11 protein-coding genes are annotated in these 14,778 nt (G+C 51.5%); 5 read left to right on the forward strand and 6 right to left on the reverse strand.

Translation table 11 applies throughout. The features are described from left to right. Positions 1 to 43 precede the first annotated feature (43 nt). Entirely contained in the window at positions 44 to 2,302 is a 2,259-nt protein-coding gene (locus AB1E22_RS19060) for an FAD-dependent oxidoreductase (RefSeq protein WP_367596790.1), read from the reverse strand. A gap of 63 nt (positions 2,303 to 2,365) precedes the next feature. Between AB1E22_RS19060 and AB1E22_RS19065 the strand changes: the two genes are divergently transcribed. Beyond that, complete coding sequence (locus AB1E22_RS19065) at positions 2,366 to 3,061, forward strand: IclR family transcriptional regulator domain-containing protein (RefSeq protein ID WP_367596791.1); 696 nt, start codon at positions 2,366 to 2,368, stop codon at positions 3,059 to 3,061. On the opposite strand, the gene AB1E22_RS19070 is transcribed toward AB1E22_RS19065, so the two are convergent. The 3 genes from AB1E22_RS19070 to AB1E22_RS19080 form a co-directional block, all read right to left on the reverse strand. After that, a complete protein-coding gene (locus tag AB1E22_RS19070) occupies positions 3,030 to 4,367 on the reverse strand; it encodes an MFS transporter (protein ID WP_367596792.1) in 1,338 nt (445 codons plus the stop codon). The genes AB1E22_RS19065 and AB1E22_RS19070 overlap by 32 nt on opposite strands. A 301-nt stretch (positions 4,368 to 4,668) precedes the next feature. Further along, entirely contained in the window at positions 4,669 to 5,316 is a 648-nt protein-coding gene (gene zinT, locus AB1E22_RS19075; RefSeq protein WP_367596793.1) for a metal-binding protein ZinT, read from the reverse strand. An 85-nt stretch (positions 5,317 to 5,401) separates the two neighbouring features. Then, positions 5,402 to 6,895: a PLP-dependent aminotransferase family protein gene (locus AB1E22_RS19080; RefSeq protein ID WP_367596794.1), complete on the reverse strand. Its 1,494-nt coding sequence runs from the start codon at positions 6,893 to 6,895 to the stop codon at positions 5,402 to 5,404. Positions 6,896 to 7,005: 110 nt separating this feature from the next. Here AB1E22_RS19080 and puuE point away from each other — a divergent pair, with 110 nt between their 5' ends. From puuE to AB1E22_RS19095, 3 genes are all read left to right on the forward strand, one after another. Then, positions 7,006 to 8,271, forward strand: coding sequence for a 4-aminobutyrate transaminase (gene puuE / locus AB1E22_RS19085; RefSeq protein ID WP_367596795.1), 1,266 nt, complete (start codon positions 7,006 to 7,008; stop codon positions 8,269 to 8,271). Positions 8,272 to 8,282: 11 nt separating this feature from the next. Next, on the forward strand, positions 8,283 to 9,731 hold the full coding sequence (locus AB1E22_RS19090) for an NAD-dependent succinate-semialdehyde dehydrogenase (RefSeq protein WP_367597411.1): 1,449 nt from the start codon (positions 8,283 to 8,285) through the stop codon (positions 9,729 to 9,731). A gap of 278 nt (positions 9,732 to 10,009) precedes the next feature. Then, positions 10,010 to 11,491, forward strand: coding sequence for an APC family permease (locus tag AB1E22_RS19095; protein WP_367596796.1), 1,482 nt, complete (start codon positions 10,010 to 10,012; stop codon positions 11,489 to 11,491). A 121-nt stretch (positions 11,492 to 11,612) separates the two neighbouring features. On the opposite strand, the gene AB1E22_RS19100 is transcribed toward AB1E22_RS19095, so the two are convergent. Further along, a complete protein-coding gene (locus tag AB1E22_RS19100) occupies positions 11,613 to 12,305 on the reverse strand; it encodes a cache domain-containing protein (RefSeq protein ID WP_367596797.1) in 693 nt (230 codons plus the stop codon). A 25-nt stretch (positions 12,306 to 12,330) separates the two neighbouring features. Beyond that, on the reverse strand, positions 12,331 to 13,056 hold the full coding sequence (locus AB1E22_RS19105; RefSeq protein ID WP_367596798.1) for a FadR/GntR family transcriptional regulator: 726 nt from the start codon (positions 13,054 to 13,056) through the stop codon (positions 12,331 to 12,333). A gap of 277 nt (positions 13,057 to 13,333) precedes the next feature. Here AB1E22_RS19105 and AB1E22_RS19110 point away from each other — a divergent pair, with 277 nt between their 5' ends. Continuing rightward, positions 13,334 to 14,761, forward strand: a complete 1,428-nt coding sequence (locus tag AB1E22_RS19110; protein WP_367596799.1) for a gamma-aminobutyraldehyde dehydrogenase — start codon at positions 13,334 to 13,336, stop codon at positions 14,759 to 14,761. Positions 14,762 to 14,778 lie beyond the last annotated feature (17 nt).

A 14,778-nucleotide genomic window follows, 5' to 3' on the forward strand; every position in this document is an offset into this window, starting at 1 on the left:
TCGTTAAAAAGCCACTGCAACCAGACGTTGCAGTGGCTATTTTTTAGCGCACGTTCAGGGAATAGACGGCTGGAAGACTTCCGGCCGTTTTCACGATTTCGAGTTTTATCTGCTGCACGGTGAGCGCTTCCAATAAACGATGCTCACAAACCGAGTGGCGATTATCCATCACTTCCGCAAGCAACGTCTGGTCTGCCCATAAACGGTAGTGCGTTATGCAATGCGGCGTAACGGCTAACGCGTGGCCCATTTGCACGGTTTCCATCGCGTTGTCGAAATCATTATCCAACACCAACGTCAGGGCATTTACGGTGCGAGGATGTTCCCAACTCCAGGTCACAGTGGGCAGATTGTCGTCGATTGCCGGAACCCAGGCGTTGGTGTGCTGTTCCGGGCGCAAACGGCCATTGAGTAAGTTTTCGGGAGCATAACAGCGCAGCGGAGTGGTAAAGCGCACAGCCGGAAGAATTTGATTCGGTGAACGGCGCGGGAGCCAGAAATCAAACTCATCGACACCGTAATCCCCGTCAGCAATCTGGCGGGTATGTTTAGCCACCCGGGCGTTCAGGCTGTTAAACACCGTCATGATGCCCGGCAACGGGCGGTCGGTCAGCGCCATATCAATCTGTTCGTTGCTTTCAAAAGCTACAAACAAATACTGATCCCGCGGGCTTTGGTAATTAAAGTGAACGCTATATTCGCCCGCCTCGGTAACGGACAACTCGCGTTCATCCAAAGGGACATCCGGCGTGAAGTTTCCGGCCCGTTCGCTGCTCATCAGGCTGATTTTCAGCGTTTGTTGCGAACTTGCTCGCAGGGTGAAATTCAGCTCAGGAAGACATTCACCGGCTTTAATCGGCAGCAAAAGCGCCATTCGCTCGTTTAATGCCGTCCAGTTGCCGCTGGCAGGTAATGCGTTAAGCACAAATTCACTGCTGGTGGTGACGCGCGCCCCATTCGCCGGATCGGCGAGCCACTGGCGCGGGATGTAACACCCGGTCTGCTGCAGATGTTGTTGAAGCGTGCCGATACGCTGCGGATCGGCGAGCTGCGGGGCATCAAGTTGTTGCTGGTGGCAAAGTGCGGCGGCGCGGCCAACGACTTCACCCAGTAATCCGCAGGTGCACATCACGCGTGCGCTGCCGAAAGCCACATGCGAAGCGGAAATGAGTCGCCCGGTCAGGAACAGGTTTTCCAGCGAGCGACTATACAAGCTGCGGTAGGGAATGGTGTATGTCCCTTTGCTATGAAACTGGCGGCAGCCGTCGTGTTTGCTGTAAACCCCGTCGGCCGGGTGCAAATCGATAGACCAGCCGCCGTACGCTACGGCATCGTAGTGATCGCGCTGCTCAATGATGTCTTGTTGGCACAGCATATGATCGCCCACGAAACGGCGGCTCTCGCGTTTGCCAGGAATCGCGCCGACCCATTCAATGGTCATATTGGCGGCGTCCGGGAATTGGCCTGAATTTTTAATGTAATCCCACACCCCCCAGACAATTTTCCACAGTTCCCATTTGATCTCTTCGCTGTCATGAATGGTGTCGAGGCGGCCACCCCATTCCAGCCACCATAAGTCGCATCCGTTAAGCGTTGAGGTCAGGCGTGTGTAACGGGGGATCTCTTCGATATCTTTAAGCGCAAAAGAAGGGGGGATGAAATTAACCGGAGCGCTGCCTTTTTTGGTGTAGAAATAGATCGAGTGCCCAAGTTTATGGCCGAAGTTATCGCCGGGTGCCATTTTTTCATCAAACTCATCGGGCTCTTCCGCACCCACGCGGTATTCCGCGCCTGCAAGATGCCCCAGAACGCCATCACCGGTAGCGTCACAAAATTGCGTCGCAGCAATGTCGTAGAAAGTTTCGTTAATCGCGTTGAAGCCTTTGGCGTGAGTGATGCGTTTGCCTTCGGTAGTGACATCGAAAAGGGCGGTATTGAGCAATAAGGTCAGATTCGGATCGCTACGGGCCATATCCAGCAAAACCAAATCAAACATCACCGGATTTCCCTCTTTATTACGGTAGAGGTTCTCTTCCATGATTTCGCCCATGATGCCGCCTTCGCGCGACCAGCGGTTATTATTTCCCATATGGGAAGTGGCACCGTTGGCCCATAAGCGCACTTCACTGGACGCGTTGCCGCCCAGAACAGGGCGGTCCTGAACCAGCACAACCTGCAATCCGTCACGCGCTGCGGCGAGGGCTGCGCATAATCCGGCAAGCCCCCCACCGGCAACCAGTAAGTCGGTTTTTAAATGTTGTTGCGGGAATTCGCGGGCGTTGGTTTGCTGAAAAATTTGCATAAAGTTTGTTTCCTCTAAAACTAACGATAAAATCGTGCTTCTTACATTTATTTGAAGTGCGCTATGTCATCACAACCGAATCAAAGTCTTATCGACGGTATCCGTTGTTTGCAGTATCTGGTCACCAGCGGCCGGGCTATTGGTTGCCGGGAACTGGCGCGCCTGATGGGCATCAACGCGACTCGGGTTAATCGCCTGCTGATGACCATGGCGGCGATTGGCCTGACCCAACAGGATGAACAGCGCCGGTATCTGCCCGGCCCCGGCATTCATGCCCTGGCCGCGCAGGCTATTCGTGGCTCCGCACTTTTCTCGCAGGCTTTGCCTCTGCTTGAGCGCCACGCCCCCAAAGACATCGTGGTGGCGATGGGCGTGCTGTGGGAAGACCAGGTGATTTATATCTATCACTCTGAACCCGGGAGCCAAATGAGCCAGGCTCTGGCGGGCTTCCACACGCTCCCTGCGTGGCAGTCGGTTATCGGTATGGCGCTGCTTGCGAGCGAAACCGACGATGCGCTGCGCGCACGTTTTTCCCCCGAAAACTGGCAGCAAATGGCACCGTACCTGGCCCAGCAGCGTGAGCAGGGGCACGTCGTCTGGCGGCATAGCGATGGCGAACTTTCCATGGCCCAGCCCCTCGGGGCGCACAATGCTGCGCTCGCTTTTGCAGGGATGTGGGAGGCGGGAGATGAGCATATTGCTCCGCGCCTCAGCCAGCTTCATCAACTTACCGCGCAACTGGTTTCACCTGCGGTTTAGTCTCCTGCGGCGTGTCGAGGTCGATACGCCCAACCACAAACAGATAAGAACAAATTCCCAAACCTGCGAGGATGGCGATAAACGCCAGCGCCGGAGCAAAGTTATGCCCGTCGATCAGCGCGCCAATGGCAATCGGCACCACGATGGAAGAGAGCGCCCCGGTAAAGTTGAAAACGCCGCCCGCAAGGCCAATTAAATGGCGGGGTGCGAGAGCGGTAACAAATACCCAGGTGATGGTGGCAAGGCCGTTGCCAAAGAAGGCAATCGACATAAAGAGAATAATAAGCGTCGGGTTGTCCGTGTAATTCGCGCCAAGAATAAACAGCGTCAGTGACATACCAAGAATAACCGGCGCTTTACGGGCGAAACTTGCGCTTACGCCTCGTTTAATCAGGCGGTCTGAAACGAACCCCGCCAGCAGTACACCGAAAAATGCGGCCAAATACGGGACTGATGCGATATAGCCGGACTTAATAAAATCCATGTGGCGATACTGCACAAGGTAGGTCGGGAACCAGGTCAGGAAGAACCAGAAAGTGGCTGAAATGGTGAACTGGCCGAAATAAATCCCGATCAATTTGCGGCTACGGAACATCAGCGCCAGATCGCCCCAGGCAAATTTACGTTTTGCCGCTTCCTGGCGGCTTTCCAGAATGGCGCCCCCTTTGCGAATATGATCCAACTCTTCTTTGGAAACGCCTTTGTGTTCCAGCGGCTCACGGTACAGGCAATACCAGACCACCGCCCAAATCATCCCCGCCACGCCGGTAATCAGGAACAAACCCCGCCAGCCATATAACGCCTGCACATGAAACAGTAGCGGCGTCATACCGGCGAGGCCCACAAACTGTGCAGACGAGTAAATGCCAATTGCGCTGGCGCGTTCGTTTTCCGGGAACCAACTGGAAATTACGCGGTTATTGGATGGCATCACCGGCGCTTCAAAAGCCCCGACGCCCAGGCGCAGGCCAATCAATCCGCCGAAACTGCTGGCGACCGCATGCAGGGCGGTAATCAGTGACCAGATAAACAGGCCCACGCCGTAGACGATGCGTGACCCGAAACGGTCGATAACGAAACCGCCGGGAATTTGCAAGGCGGCATAAATCCAGCCAAAAGCGGAGAAAATCAGCCCCATTTGTAGCGGGCTAAACTGGAGATCTCCTGCCATTTCGGTTGCCGCAACGGAGAGGTTCGTGCGGTCCATGTAGTTGATAATGATGTTAATAAAAACCAGCCCGAGCACCATAAATCGTACGCGCCCGGTGCTTTTAACCTTCGTAGTAGCAAGCGGTTGTTCTGACATAATCACGTTCTCTTGGTTTTTGTTATCACGGCCTGCGGTTGCCAGCAGGTGGCGTTGTTTATCTTTCTATGTTTCTTTTATAGAAACACTTAGTGGTTCGCAAAGAGATATCGTCTGAAATGTGATCAGCCTAAAATTTCCCGGTAGAAATAGAGGGATTTACGAAGTGATAAAAGCGAACGAAAGGTGAAAACGGGGCGGGGAATATCAGGTGCGAATGAGATCAATCTTAATCATGTGAAATTCCCGGCGAGAGCACCGGGAATGTAAGATTTATTACTTAATGAGCCGTGATTAACGCTTAGTGAGACAACATCTCATGAACAACCTGCTCTTTACTTAAAGAGTACTCATAGTACGTCGGCCAGTTATCCATCTCTTTAAGCAGTTTTTCCTGCGAGTCGTTACCCATGAAAATATGGAAGTGTTCGGATTTACGCGGGCCAATAATATGATCGCTGAACTGAACATATTTAGGCGCTTTAGACTGGCTGTCCTTACATTCGAACAGATAGCGCACGCCTTTTTTGCCTGATTTATAGGTCAGGATTTTATGCCCGGCATAATCATATTTACACTCAGCCACGGTTTTGCCGGTATGGAACTCAATAACATTGTTTTCGATGCCGATCATATCAATATCGGTGGCGTAGCCTTTTTTATAATACTCTTTGTATTGCGCCGCCGTTTTGCTGCCATCTTTCTGTGCTTTTTTCTCCATTACCGGATCTAAATCGCCGTTTAACAGATAAGGATTGACCGACTGCCACACGCCGTCCCAATCGCTTAATGCGCGGTCTTTCACGTTCTTATCTTCAAATACCCCTTCACTTGCTTTGCGTTCCACATCGGTAAGCGGTTTACCGTGCGAGTGGCTGTGCGCCAGAGCGTTAGCACTACTCAGCAAAATTCCCATGCTCAGAACCAGGGTCGAAATCCGTAATGTCATCAGCGTCTCCGTTTGTATGCCATGAAATTGTCGATAATGTTATAACATAACATTATCGACATTCAACAGGTATGAAAACACTTTGTTACGTAGCGGCCTGGGTTAGAGGGGGGGTATATTTAATTATCCCGGCCAGGCGAATAAAAGAGGGCTCCATATCGCTGTCTTTTATACTGGCGAATCCGACCAATAACCCTTTTGATTTCTGAGCATTAAAATAGTAACGCGACAGCGGCCTCACCAAAATACCTGCGGCGTTCGCCTCTTTTGCAATGCCGACATCATCCGCCTGGGCAGGGAGCTGAATAATAAGATGCAGACCGGCATTACTGCTGTAATACCCCAGATATTCTTCCCCTAAATGCTGTTTGATTAATTCCACTAACTGGTTTCGGCGCTTGCTATAAAGCTGGCGCATTTTACGGATATGGGCTGCGTAATAACCCTCTTTGATAAATTCCGCTAATGCGGCCTGCACAACCTGATGCCCACCGCGATAGAGCTCGTTATGAACCTTCTTAAGCGGGGCGGATAAAGGCTTAGGTAATACGACATAACCCAGGCGCAGCGCGGGGTAGAGTGTTTTGCTAAAGGTGCCGATGTAAATCACCGGGCTCTCTTCTTCCAGGCCCTGGAGCGAAGGGATAGGCTGGCCGGAGAAGCGGAATTCACTGTCATAATCATCTTCCACAATCCAGCTATTAAATTCCCGCGCAAGGGAGAGTAATAGCTGGCGGCGAGGAAGGCTCATCACGGAACCTAAAGGATATTGGTGCGAAGGGGTGACGAAAATTAATTTTGGCCGTTCGTCGGGTGACGTCTTGGGAACCAGCCCCTGGTCATCAACATCAAGCGCGGAAAACGTCACGGCATTCATGCGCAATATATTTTTAATTCCCCAATATCCGGGCTCTTCAATCCAGGCATGATCGCCTGGATTACAAATTGTGCGGGTGACTAAATCCAGCGCCTGATGAATCCCTTCGGTGATTAATATCTGATCGGTTGAACATTTCACGCCGCGTGCGGTGCGCAAATAATCGGAGAGGGCAGATTTTAAAACTTCCAGGCCGCCTGCGGCATCATAGGTGAGATATTTCGGGTCTGGACGCCGGGCAATAAGGTCATAAATCTTTTTAAAAGTACGGTGCGGAAAACTGTTTACGTCAGGCACGCCGGGAATGAAATCGCCCCACTGAGCGGGACTTGCGCTGGCATTTTCCAGCAGCGCAAGCCCGCGCTCAGAAAGGCTCGTCAATCCATCAGGCAGAGGCGTTTGAGCCGAACGCGCAACCTGCGTGTTGAGATTATCGAGAACGCTTTCTGTCACAAACGTGCCGCTGCTGGTGCGCGTCGAAATATACCCCTCGGCCTGCAACTGTTCGTAAACGCGCAAAACGGTATTGCGCGAGAGCGCCAGTTCATTCGCTAAATCTCGCGTGGGCGGCATGCGTGCCGCGGGGCGCAAATTCCCCTCAAGAATTGAACTGCATATCGCAACATAAAGTTTCTTATGAAGTTTCTCGCCAGGCGTTTGAAGAAATGCCTGCTTGATCACATCTACGGCAAGTGAACGCATTTGGATCCTAATATTAAAACGATTTGGCTCTCGATTCAGGTACCAGATACTGTCTAAATGGATCTCGACAATCAACCTGTATATCTGAATTGTGTGTGAGGGATAAAAAAATGAGTAATAACGAACTCCATCAACGTCGCCTGGCTGCCACTCCACGTGGGGTCGGCGTAATGTGTAATTTCTTTGCTCAAAAAGCGGAAAACAGCACCATCACCGATGTTGAAGGTAAGGAATATATCGATTTTGCCGCAGGGATTGCCGTGCTGAACACCGGCCATCGCCATCCTCGCCTGATGCAGGCGATTGAGCAGCAACTTCAGGCATTTACTCATACCGCCTATCAAATCGTTCCTTATGAAAGTTATGTCTCCCTGGCTGAAAAAATTAACGCCGCCGCGCCTATTTTTGGGCCGAAGAAAACGGCATTTTTCACCACCGGTGCCGAAGCGGTAGAGAACGCGGTGAAAATTGCCCGCGCCCATACCGGTCGCCCAGGGGTGATTGCGTTTAGCGGCGGGTTCCATGGCCGCACCTATATGACCATGGCGCTTACCGGCAAAGTGGCTCCGTATAAAATCGGCTTCGGGCCATTCCCAGGCTCCGTTTTCCATGCGCCGTACCCGTCAGAGCTGAACGGTATTTCTACTGATGACGCCGTGAAAGCCATTGAGCGCCTGTTTAAATCGGATATCGAAGCTACCCAGGTTGCGGCCATTATCTTTGAACCGGTGCAGGGCGAAGGGGGCTTTAACGTCGCGCCGCCTGAGTTTGTGGCTGCGATTCGCCAAATCTGTAACACCCACGGAATAGTGATGATCGCCGATGAAGTGCAAAGCGGCTTTGCCCGTACCGGCAAAATGTTCGCGATGAACCATTACGCGCATCAGCCTGATTTGATGACCATGGCGAAAAGCCTTGCGGGCGGCATGCCGTTATCGGGCGTTGTTGGTAAAGCGGAAATTATGGATGCGCCAGCCCCAGGTGGTTTAGGCGGCACTTATGCGGGTAACCCTCTGGCTGTGGCGTCGGCACACGCCGTGCTGGATGTCATCACCGAAGAAAAATTGTGTTTACGCGCCCAGGCATTGGGCGAGCGCCTGACCTCGCGCCTGCGTGAAATCACCGCAACCTGCCCGGCGCTGGTGGAAATTCGCGGCCTGGGCTCAATGGTTGCCGCTGAATTTTATGATGCGGCAACGGGCGAGCCTTCAGCGGCTGTCGCGCAACAGGTTCAGAAACGTGCCCTGGAGCAGGGGCTACTGTTGCTGACCTGCGGGCAGAACGGGAACGTGATTCGCTTCCTCTATCCGCTGACGATTCCGGATGCCCAGTTTGATAAAGCGCTCGATATTATTAAAAACGCAACGCAGATGTGAGATGCCTGATGATGAATTTAACGAATCCCGACCTGTTGCTTGATTCATGCCCGCTGGATGGGGAATGGAGCCACGCGCTTTCGGGCCAAAAAATGGCGGTTGTCAATGCGGCGACGGGCGAAAAAATTGCCGATGTGCCTTTGATGGGGCAGGCGGAAACTCAACGTGCGATCGCGGCTGCGGAACAGGCGCAGAAAGAGTGGAAAAAGCAGACGGCCGCCAGTCGGGCCAAAATTCTGCACCGTTGGGTCAGCCTGATTAATGAAAACAGCGACGATCTGGCGCGGTTGATCACCCTCGAAGGCGGCAAGCCGCTCGCCGAGGCGCGGGGTGAAGTGAACTATGCCGCGTCGTTTATTACCTGGTTTGCCGAAGAGGCAAAACGCGTGGATGGCGTGCTATTGCAGCCGACCAACGCCGATCAGCGCTTTATCGTATCGAAACAGCCGGTTGGCGTTTGCGCCGCTATCACACCGTGGAATTTCCCGGCGGCGATGATTACGCGCAAGGTCGCACCTGCGTTGGCTGCGGGCTGTGCGATTATCGTCAAGCCTGCGGAACAAACTCCGCTGACGGCGCTGGCGTTAGCCAAACTGGCGGAAGAGGCGGGTTTACCCAACGCGCTTTTGCAGGTGATTCCCGGAGATGCAAAAGAGATTGGCGGCGAGCTTTGCCGCAATGCCACGGTGCGAAAACTCAGTTTTACTGGCTCGACCGATACCGGACGTTTACTGATGGCGCAGTGCGCGCCGACTATCAAAAAATTGTCACTGGAGTTGGGGGGTAACGCGCCTGTAATCGTCTTTGATGATGCGGATCTTGAGCTTGCCGTAAAAGGCATTCTGGCCTCCAAATTCCGTAACAGCGGCCAGACCTGTGTGTGTGCAAATCGCATCTACGTTCAGAGCGGCATTTATCAGGCACTGAGTGCAGAACTGGTGAAGGCTGTCGAAGCATTGAAAGTGGGTAACGGCCTGGACGACGGCGTGACCCAGGGGCCGCTCATTAATGCTAAAGCGATAGATAAAGTTGAGCTGCATATTCAGGACGCGCTGGAAAAAGGCGCGACGCTATTAACCGGCGGGAAAAAACACCCGCTCGGCGGCAACTACTTTACGCCAACGATTGTGGCAAACGTCACCCAGGAGATGCGTTTTGCCAGGGAAGAGACGTTTGGCCCCGTTGCGCCGCTCTTCAAATTTGAAACCGACGAACAAGTGGTGAATTACGCCAATGACACGGAATTTGGCCTTGCCGCGTATATCTTTACTCAGAATGCGAAACGCCAATGGCAAATTCCCGAAGCGCTGGAATATGGCATGGTAGGCGTGAATACCGGTTTGATCTCCAACGAAGTTGCACCCTTTGGCGGAATTAAACAATCCGGGCTGGGCCGTGAAGGTTCTAGATTCGGTATTGAGGAGTATCTGGAGATGAAGTACGTCTGCGTCGCTCTGTAATATCCGCGAAACTCAAACATCGCTTTAACGGGTGGATGGCGCTTGCGCTTATCCACCCTACAAAGTCCAGTTCGTAAATTGGGTAAGCGTAGCGCCACCCGACATCAATTTATCCAATCCTGAAGCCCCAAAACAGGGCAATTCTGCCCTTACTGCACCATGTTAATGCCTTGCGAATATCTTTAACAATTATGTGACATTGAGCGTATACATATAACATATTATGTTTTATAAAATAGACACACTGCCTGCCCTTATGCCACATAAAGAGAAAAGATATGGAACAGACGACAGACAAAGAAAACCATCAGCATCAGCCAGTTAAAGGCGAGCAATTCAATCGCTCGATAGGGCTGATGTCTAACTTCGCATTGGGATTCACCTACCTTTCACCTTTAACCGCAGTCTATTCGCTGTTCGCTTTAGCCGTCACACTCGCAGGCCCACCGGCAATTTGGTGGATATTGATTGTCGCCTGCGGTCAGTTGCTGGTGGCGCTGGTATTTGGTGAAGTGGCTTCTCAGTATCCGATTACCGGGGGCTTATACCCGTGGGCGAGAAGATTGTGGGGGAAAAAATATGCATGGATTGCCGCATGGATTTATCTCTGGGCATTAGTCGTCACCATCACTTCTATCGCGGAATACACCTCGACCTTCGTCGCCTCGCTATTTCACTACGCCACAAGTGCGGGCAACATGATGCTGACCTCCATCGTATTGCTGCTGATTATGATGGTTGTGAATATGTCCGGGACGAAAAATTTAGCCCGCGTGGCGAGAATAGGTTTTTGGTGTGAAATCGTCAGCGTTATTGCGCTTGGTATCTACCTGTTAATATTCCACCGTTCACAACCGTTCTCCGTTGTTTTTGATTCGATGGGGGTGCTTGCGAAAGACGGAAATTACACTACGGCCTTTATGTCTGCTTCGTTAATGGGCCTGTTTATGTTCTTTGGCTTCGAAGCCTGCGGCAACGTGGCGGAAGAAGTGAAAAACCCCGGTAAGAAAATTCCCGTTGCGATGATTTTAAGTATCGTCTTTGGGGCGATCTCAGCGGTTATTTCGATTATGGGTTACCTGCTTTCTTCTCCGGATTTGATTAATATCGTTAACGGGAAAATTTCAGACCCGATTCCGGCTATTCTGAACGAAGCATTAGGTGAGACTGGAGCCACGGTGTTTATTGTGGTTGCGATTATTGCCATGCTGTCATGCATTCTTTCTCTCCAGGCTGCGCTAAGCCGTCTGATATTTTCTTTCTCCCGCGATAATATGCTGCCGGGCAGCCAGTGGATGTCCAAAATATCCAAACACAGCGTGCCGGATAACGCCATGATGGTGAGCTGTTTGCTGCCGGTGATTATCTGTGTCTGGGTCTATTTCCAGCCGGATAGCCTGGCGCGCATTACGGCCTTCGCGGTTATCGGGATCTACATTTCCTTCCAGATGGTGGTGCTGGCGGCGCTGCGTCAACGTCTGAAAGGCTGGAAACCCGCGGGTGAATGGACGATTGGCTCCTGGGGCATTCTCGTCAACGTTCTGGCGTTAGCTTATGGCCTGTGCGGGATTTGGCTGCTGGCGCAACCGGCTGAAGGGGAGAGTTTTGTTGACCGCTGGACGGTGCTGGTGGGGCTTGCGATTGTCATCGGTTCGGGGCTGATTTATATGTTTATCACCAAACCGTTTGGCCGCTCAAACGCGCCGGAAAATGATGCGATTGAGCATGCCCGGAAGCTGACGGCACAACAAAATAATTAAGATTTAATATTGGATTCAGAATGTTGTATGTCGGGTGGCGCTGCGCTTACCCGACATACAAAATACTGCGAACCGGGTTCGCTGGGGGAAGCGCAAGCGTCCTCCACCAGAACGTAAATGATCAGCACTGAAACAAATTAAAGTAATCATTCTCATAAACGAGAGTGGCCATTTTTGTATCCAGCAAATCCCCCACGCGAAATCTTGGATGCGTAGAAAACACAATTCTGCTGTCTTTATTGGTAAGAAAAACTTTATCGTTGATGGAGTAGGGTAATAGCTCCTCTTCAACGCGGCTTACCAATAGATCAATTGCGGCGACACCCAGAAACTGCTCTTTAAAATAGACCGGTACGGCGCAGGTGAGGGTATAAGAGGTATTACAGATATAATCGACATACGGGCCATGGATAAATGCATTCCCCACGGCAGGGGCTTGTTTAAACCACTCAAAGGTTCTGAAATCCAGACGCTGTTGCGTAGCCTGATCTAAATCGAGATTCACTTGCTTAACCCCATCGGCCTTCTTATACCACCACTCAAGCAGCCAGAACTCTTTATTGCTGCTGGTGCTTTCTATGTGGCTGGCAAACCCGGCACCGGAGCAATAAACATTACTGTTAAGCGTGGTTTTAATATGCTGCTGAATCATATTTCTGACGGCGGGTTCAAGCAGATGCTCCAGATTAACATTCTCAATTTCAGCCAGCGAGGATTCAATCTCTTTGGCAAGTAAACCTGTAGATTCAATAGTAGAGTGAATGATGCTATCAATTTTTTGCGTAAGTTCTCGGATAGACGTTGTTAATAGCATAATTACACCTGGTTTTTAGGGTTTATCAGTTTGCACTGTACTTCAATTTATTTTCTATCAGATAGAAGGTGAAGGTGTCGATTAAATCCTTAGCCATTTTAACGGACACCGATTCATTATGTGACGCAAGCGTATCTATTAAGCTGCTATACAGCTCAACAATCTCACGGTGTATATTTTCTGAACGGAATGGAATCGCCACCAGAGATGACCACTCGGATTGCAAAATCAGCTCCTGATTAGCAAGGCGAGCCGACTGAGAACACGCCGCAATGGCGAGTAAACAGCGCATATCCGCCTGGGTTCGCGCCTCAGGAGAGGTGGCGGAATTAAGCACCTCAACAAATTCGCGCAGGCGGGTAATATCCGCGTTGGTCATCCTGCGTGATGCAAGGCGTGCGCTGTGGCTAATAATTGCGCAATGCATTTCGCCCAGGTCGGAAAGGTAATCGGTGCTTAATGTTTTGAAAGGATTAAGAGTATTACTGAATTCCCACGCTTGTTCGCAGACAAAACTTCCGCCGTTACGCCCACGCACCGTGTGGATGAGATTATTGGCGCGCAGCGTATTCAGCGCTTCCCGAATCGTGATGTGCGAAACGCCCATCATTTTTGCAAGATCCGCTTCATTAGGCAGTTGTTCGTTTGCCTCAAGCAAGCCAGTAATAATGGCGTTGGAAAGCCGCTGAACGATTTGATCGGAACGGCTGGCTTGACCGATTGGCGCGAATATCACCGCATGAGTAATCATAATATTCCTTGATGAAACAATCCTTTAAATGAACGTCTAAACATAGCATACAACCCCTTTTTAATGAAGGAAGCCTTAACTATTCGACCTCGTCCGCCGCAACATTTAGTGCCCATCTGGCGTGCTTTAAACAGCGTGATTATCGGCTGCTAATTGCATAGCAAAAAATCCATTCGAAGTGGGATGTATATCATATTGTTATCATATTGTTGTTGAATTTAATCTTTATTAAACATATTACATAATATAATTTATGTTTAAACGACCGGAGAGCACAATGAAAATCCTCAAACATTTTATCAATGGGCAGTATGTTTCAGGGGCAGAGGAGAATCTCTTCGACCTCGTGAGTCCGGTCAATGGCGAGACGTACGCGCTGTCACCGAGCGCCGGGCCTGCGGAAGTTGATCAGGCTTACACTGCCGCTAAAAGCGCATTCGCCATCTGGAAACACTCCACGCCCGCCCAACGACAGCGTGCGCTGCTAAAACTGGCCGATGAAATCGAGCGCAACATGGACAGGCTGACCGAAGCGCAAAGCGAAGAAACAGGCCAGCTACGTCACTTCATCGAAAAGGAAGAAATTGCCGCATCCTGCGATGCGCTGCGTTTTTTTGCCGGAGCCGCCCGATGTCTGGAAGGCAAAGCGTCCTATGAATATTCCGCCGGTTTAACCTCGACGATTCGCCGTGAACCTCTGGGGATCGTCGGGCAGGTCACGCCGTGGAACTACCCGTTTATGATGGCGGTGTGGAAAATTGCGCCAGCACTGGCCGCCGGAAATACGGTGGTGCTTAAACCGAGTGACACGACGCCAATCAGCACCTTGATTCTTGCCGAACTCGCCGCGCCAATCTTCCCGCAGGGGGCGTTTAACGTGGTGCTTGGTAAAGCTGAAACGGGCTCGCTGGTGGTTTCAAGCCCGGAAGCCTCGCTGGTTTCTATTACCGGTTCGGTACGCGCAGGGTTACAGGTGGCGGCGTCTGCGGCGGCAAACCTCACCAAAGCGCACCTGGAACTGGGCGGCAAAGCGCCGGTTATTGTGTTTGCGGATGCGGACATAGCTAAAGCGGTCGACACCATCACTACCGCCGGGTTCTTTAACGCCGGGCAAGACTGTACCTCCGCGACGCGCATTCTGATTGAAGACTCAATTTATGAGCCATTCCTTGAGCAACTGGTCAGCAAAACCCGCGAAATTAAATTTGGCACGCCGGACGACAAAGAGGCGTTATATGGCGCGTTGAATAGCCGTAATCAGCTTGAGCAGGTAAAAGGCTTTATTAGCCGCCTGCCGTCGCACGCCAAAATTGAAACCGGCGGCAAACCCGGCGCGGGCCCAGGTTTCTATTTTGAACCGACGATTATTTCCGGGCTTGAACAGCGCGACGAGGCTATTCAGCACGAAGTCTTTGGCCCGGTAATGACGGTGCAGAAATTCAGTTCTGAAGAAGAGGCGCTCGATAAAGCAAATGACGTGGAATATGGCCTGGCCGCCAGTATCTGGACCAGCAACCACGGTCGCGCCCAGCGTTTTAGCATTCGCCTGGATTTTGGCACCGTATGGATCAACAACCACATTCCACTTTGCGCTGAAATGCCCCACGGCGGCTTCAAAAAATCTGGCTACGGGAAGGATTTGTCATCCTACTCGCTGGATGAATACACGCGTGTGAAACATATTATGTGCGATATCTCCGAATAAAATAATAAGGTGATGAA

The sequence above is a fragment of the Buttiauxella gaviniae genome (assembly GCF_040786275.1).
GTDB classification, from domain to species: domain Bacteria; phylum Pseudomonadota; class Gammaproteobacteria; order Enterobacterales; family Enterobacteriaceae; genus Buttiauxella; species Buttiauxella gaviniae_A.

Coding starts and splice junctions, on each gene's coding strand:
- AB1E22_RS19090 (WP_367597411.1), top strand. CDS start 8,283: ATGAATTTAACGAATCCCGACCTGTTGCTTGATTCATGCCCGCTGGAT.
- zinT (WP_367596793.1), bottom strand. CDS start 5,316: ATGACATTACGGATTTCGACCCTGGTTCTGAGCATGGGAATTTTGCTG.
- AB1E22_RS19070 (WP_367596792.1), bottom strand. CDS start 4,367: ATGTCAGAACAACCGCTTGCTACTACGAAGGTTAAAAGCACCGGGCGC.
- AB1E22_RS19105 (WP_367596798.1), bottom strand. CDS start 13,056: ATGATTACTCATGCGGTGATATTCGCGCCAATCGGTCAAGCCAGCCGT.
- puuE (WP_367596795.1), top strand. CDS start 7,006: ATGAGTAATAACGAACTCCATCAACGTCGCCTGGCTGCCACTCCACGT.
- AB1E22_RS19080 (WP_367596794.1), bottom strand. CDS start 6,895: ATGCGTTCACTTGCCGTAGATGTGATCAAGCAGGCATTTCTTCAAACG.
- AB1E22_RS19095 (WP_367596796.1), top strand. CDS start 10,010: ATGGAACAGACGACAGACAAAGAAAACCATCAGCATCAGCCAGTTAAA.
- AB1E22_RS19100 (WP_367596797.1), bottom strand. CDS start 12,305: ATGCTATTAACAACGTCTATCCGAGAACTTACGCAAAAAATTGATAGC.
- AB1E22_RS19065 (WP_367596791.1), top strand. CDS start 2,366: ATGTCATCACAACCGAATCAAAGTCTTATCGACGGTATCCGTTGTTTG.
- AB1E22_RS19110 (WP_367596799.1), top strand. CDS start 13,334: ATGAAAATCCTCAAACATTTTATCAATGGGCAGTATGTTTCAGGGGCA.
- AB1E22_RS19060 (WP_367596790.1), bottom strand. CDS start 2,302: ATGCAAATTTTTCAGCAAACCAACGCCCGCGAATTCCCGCAACAACAT.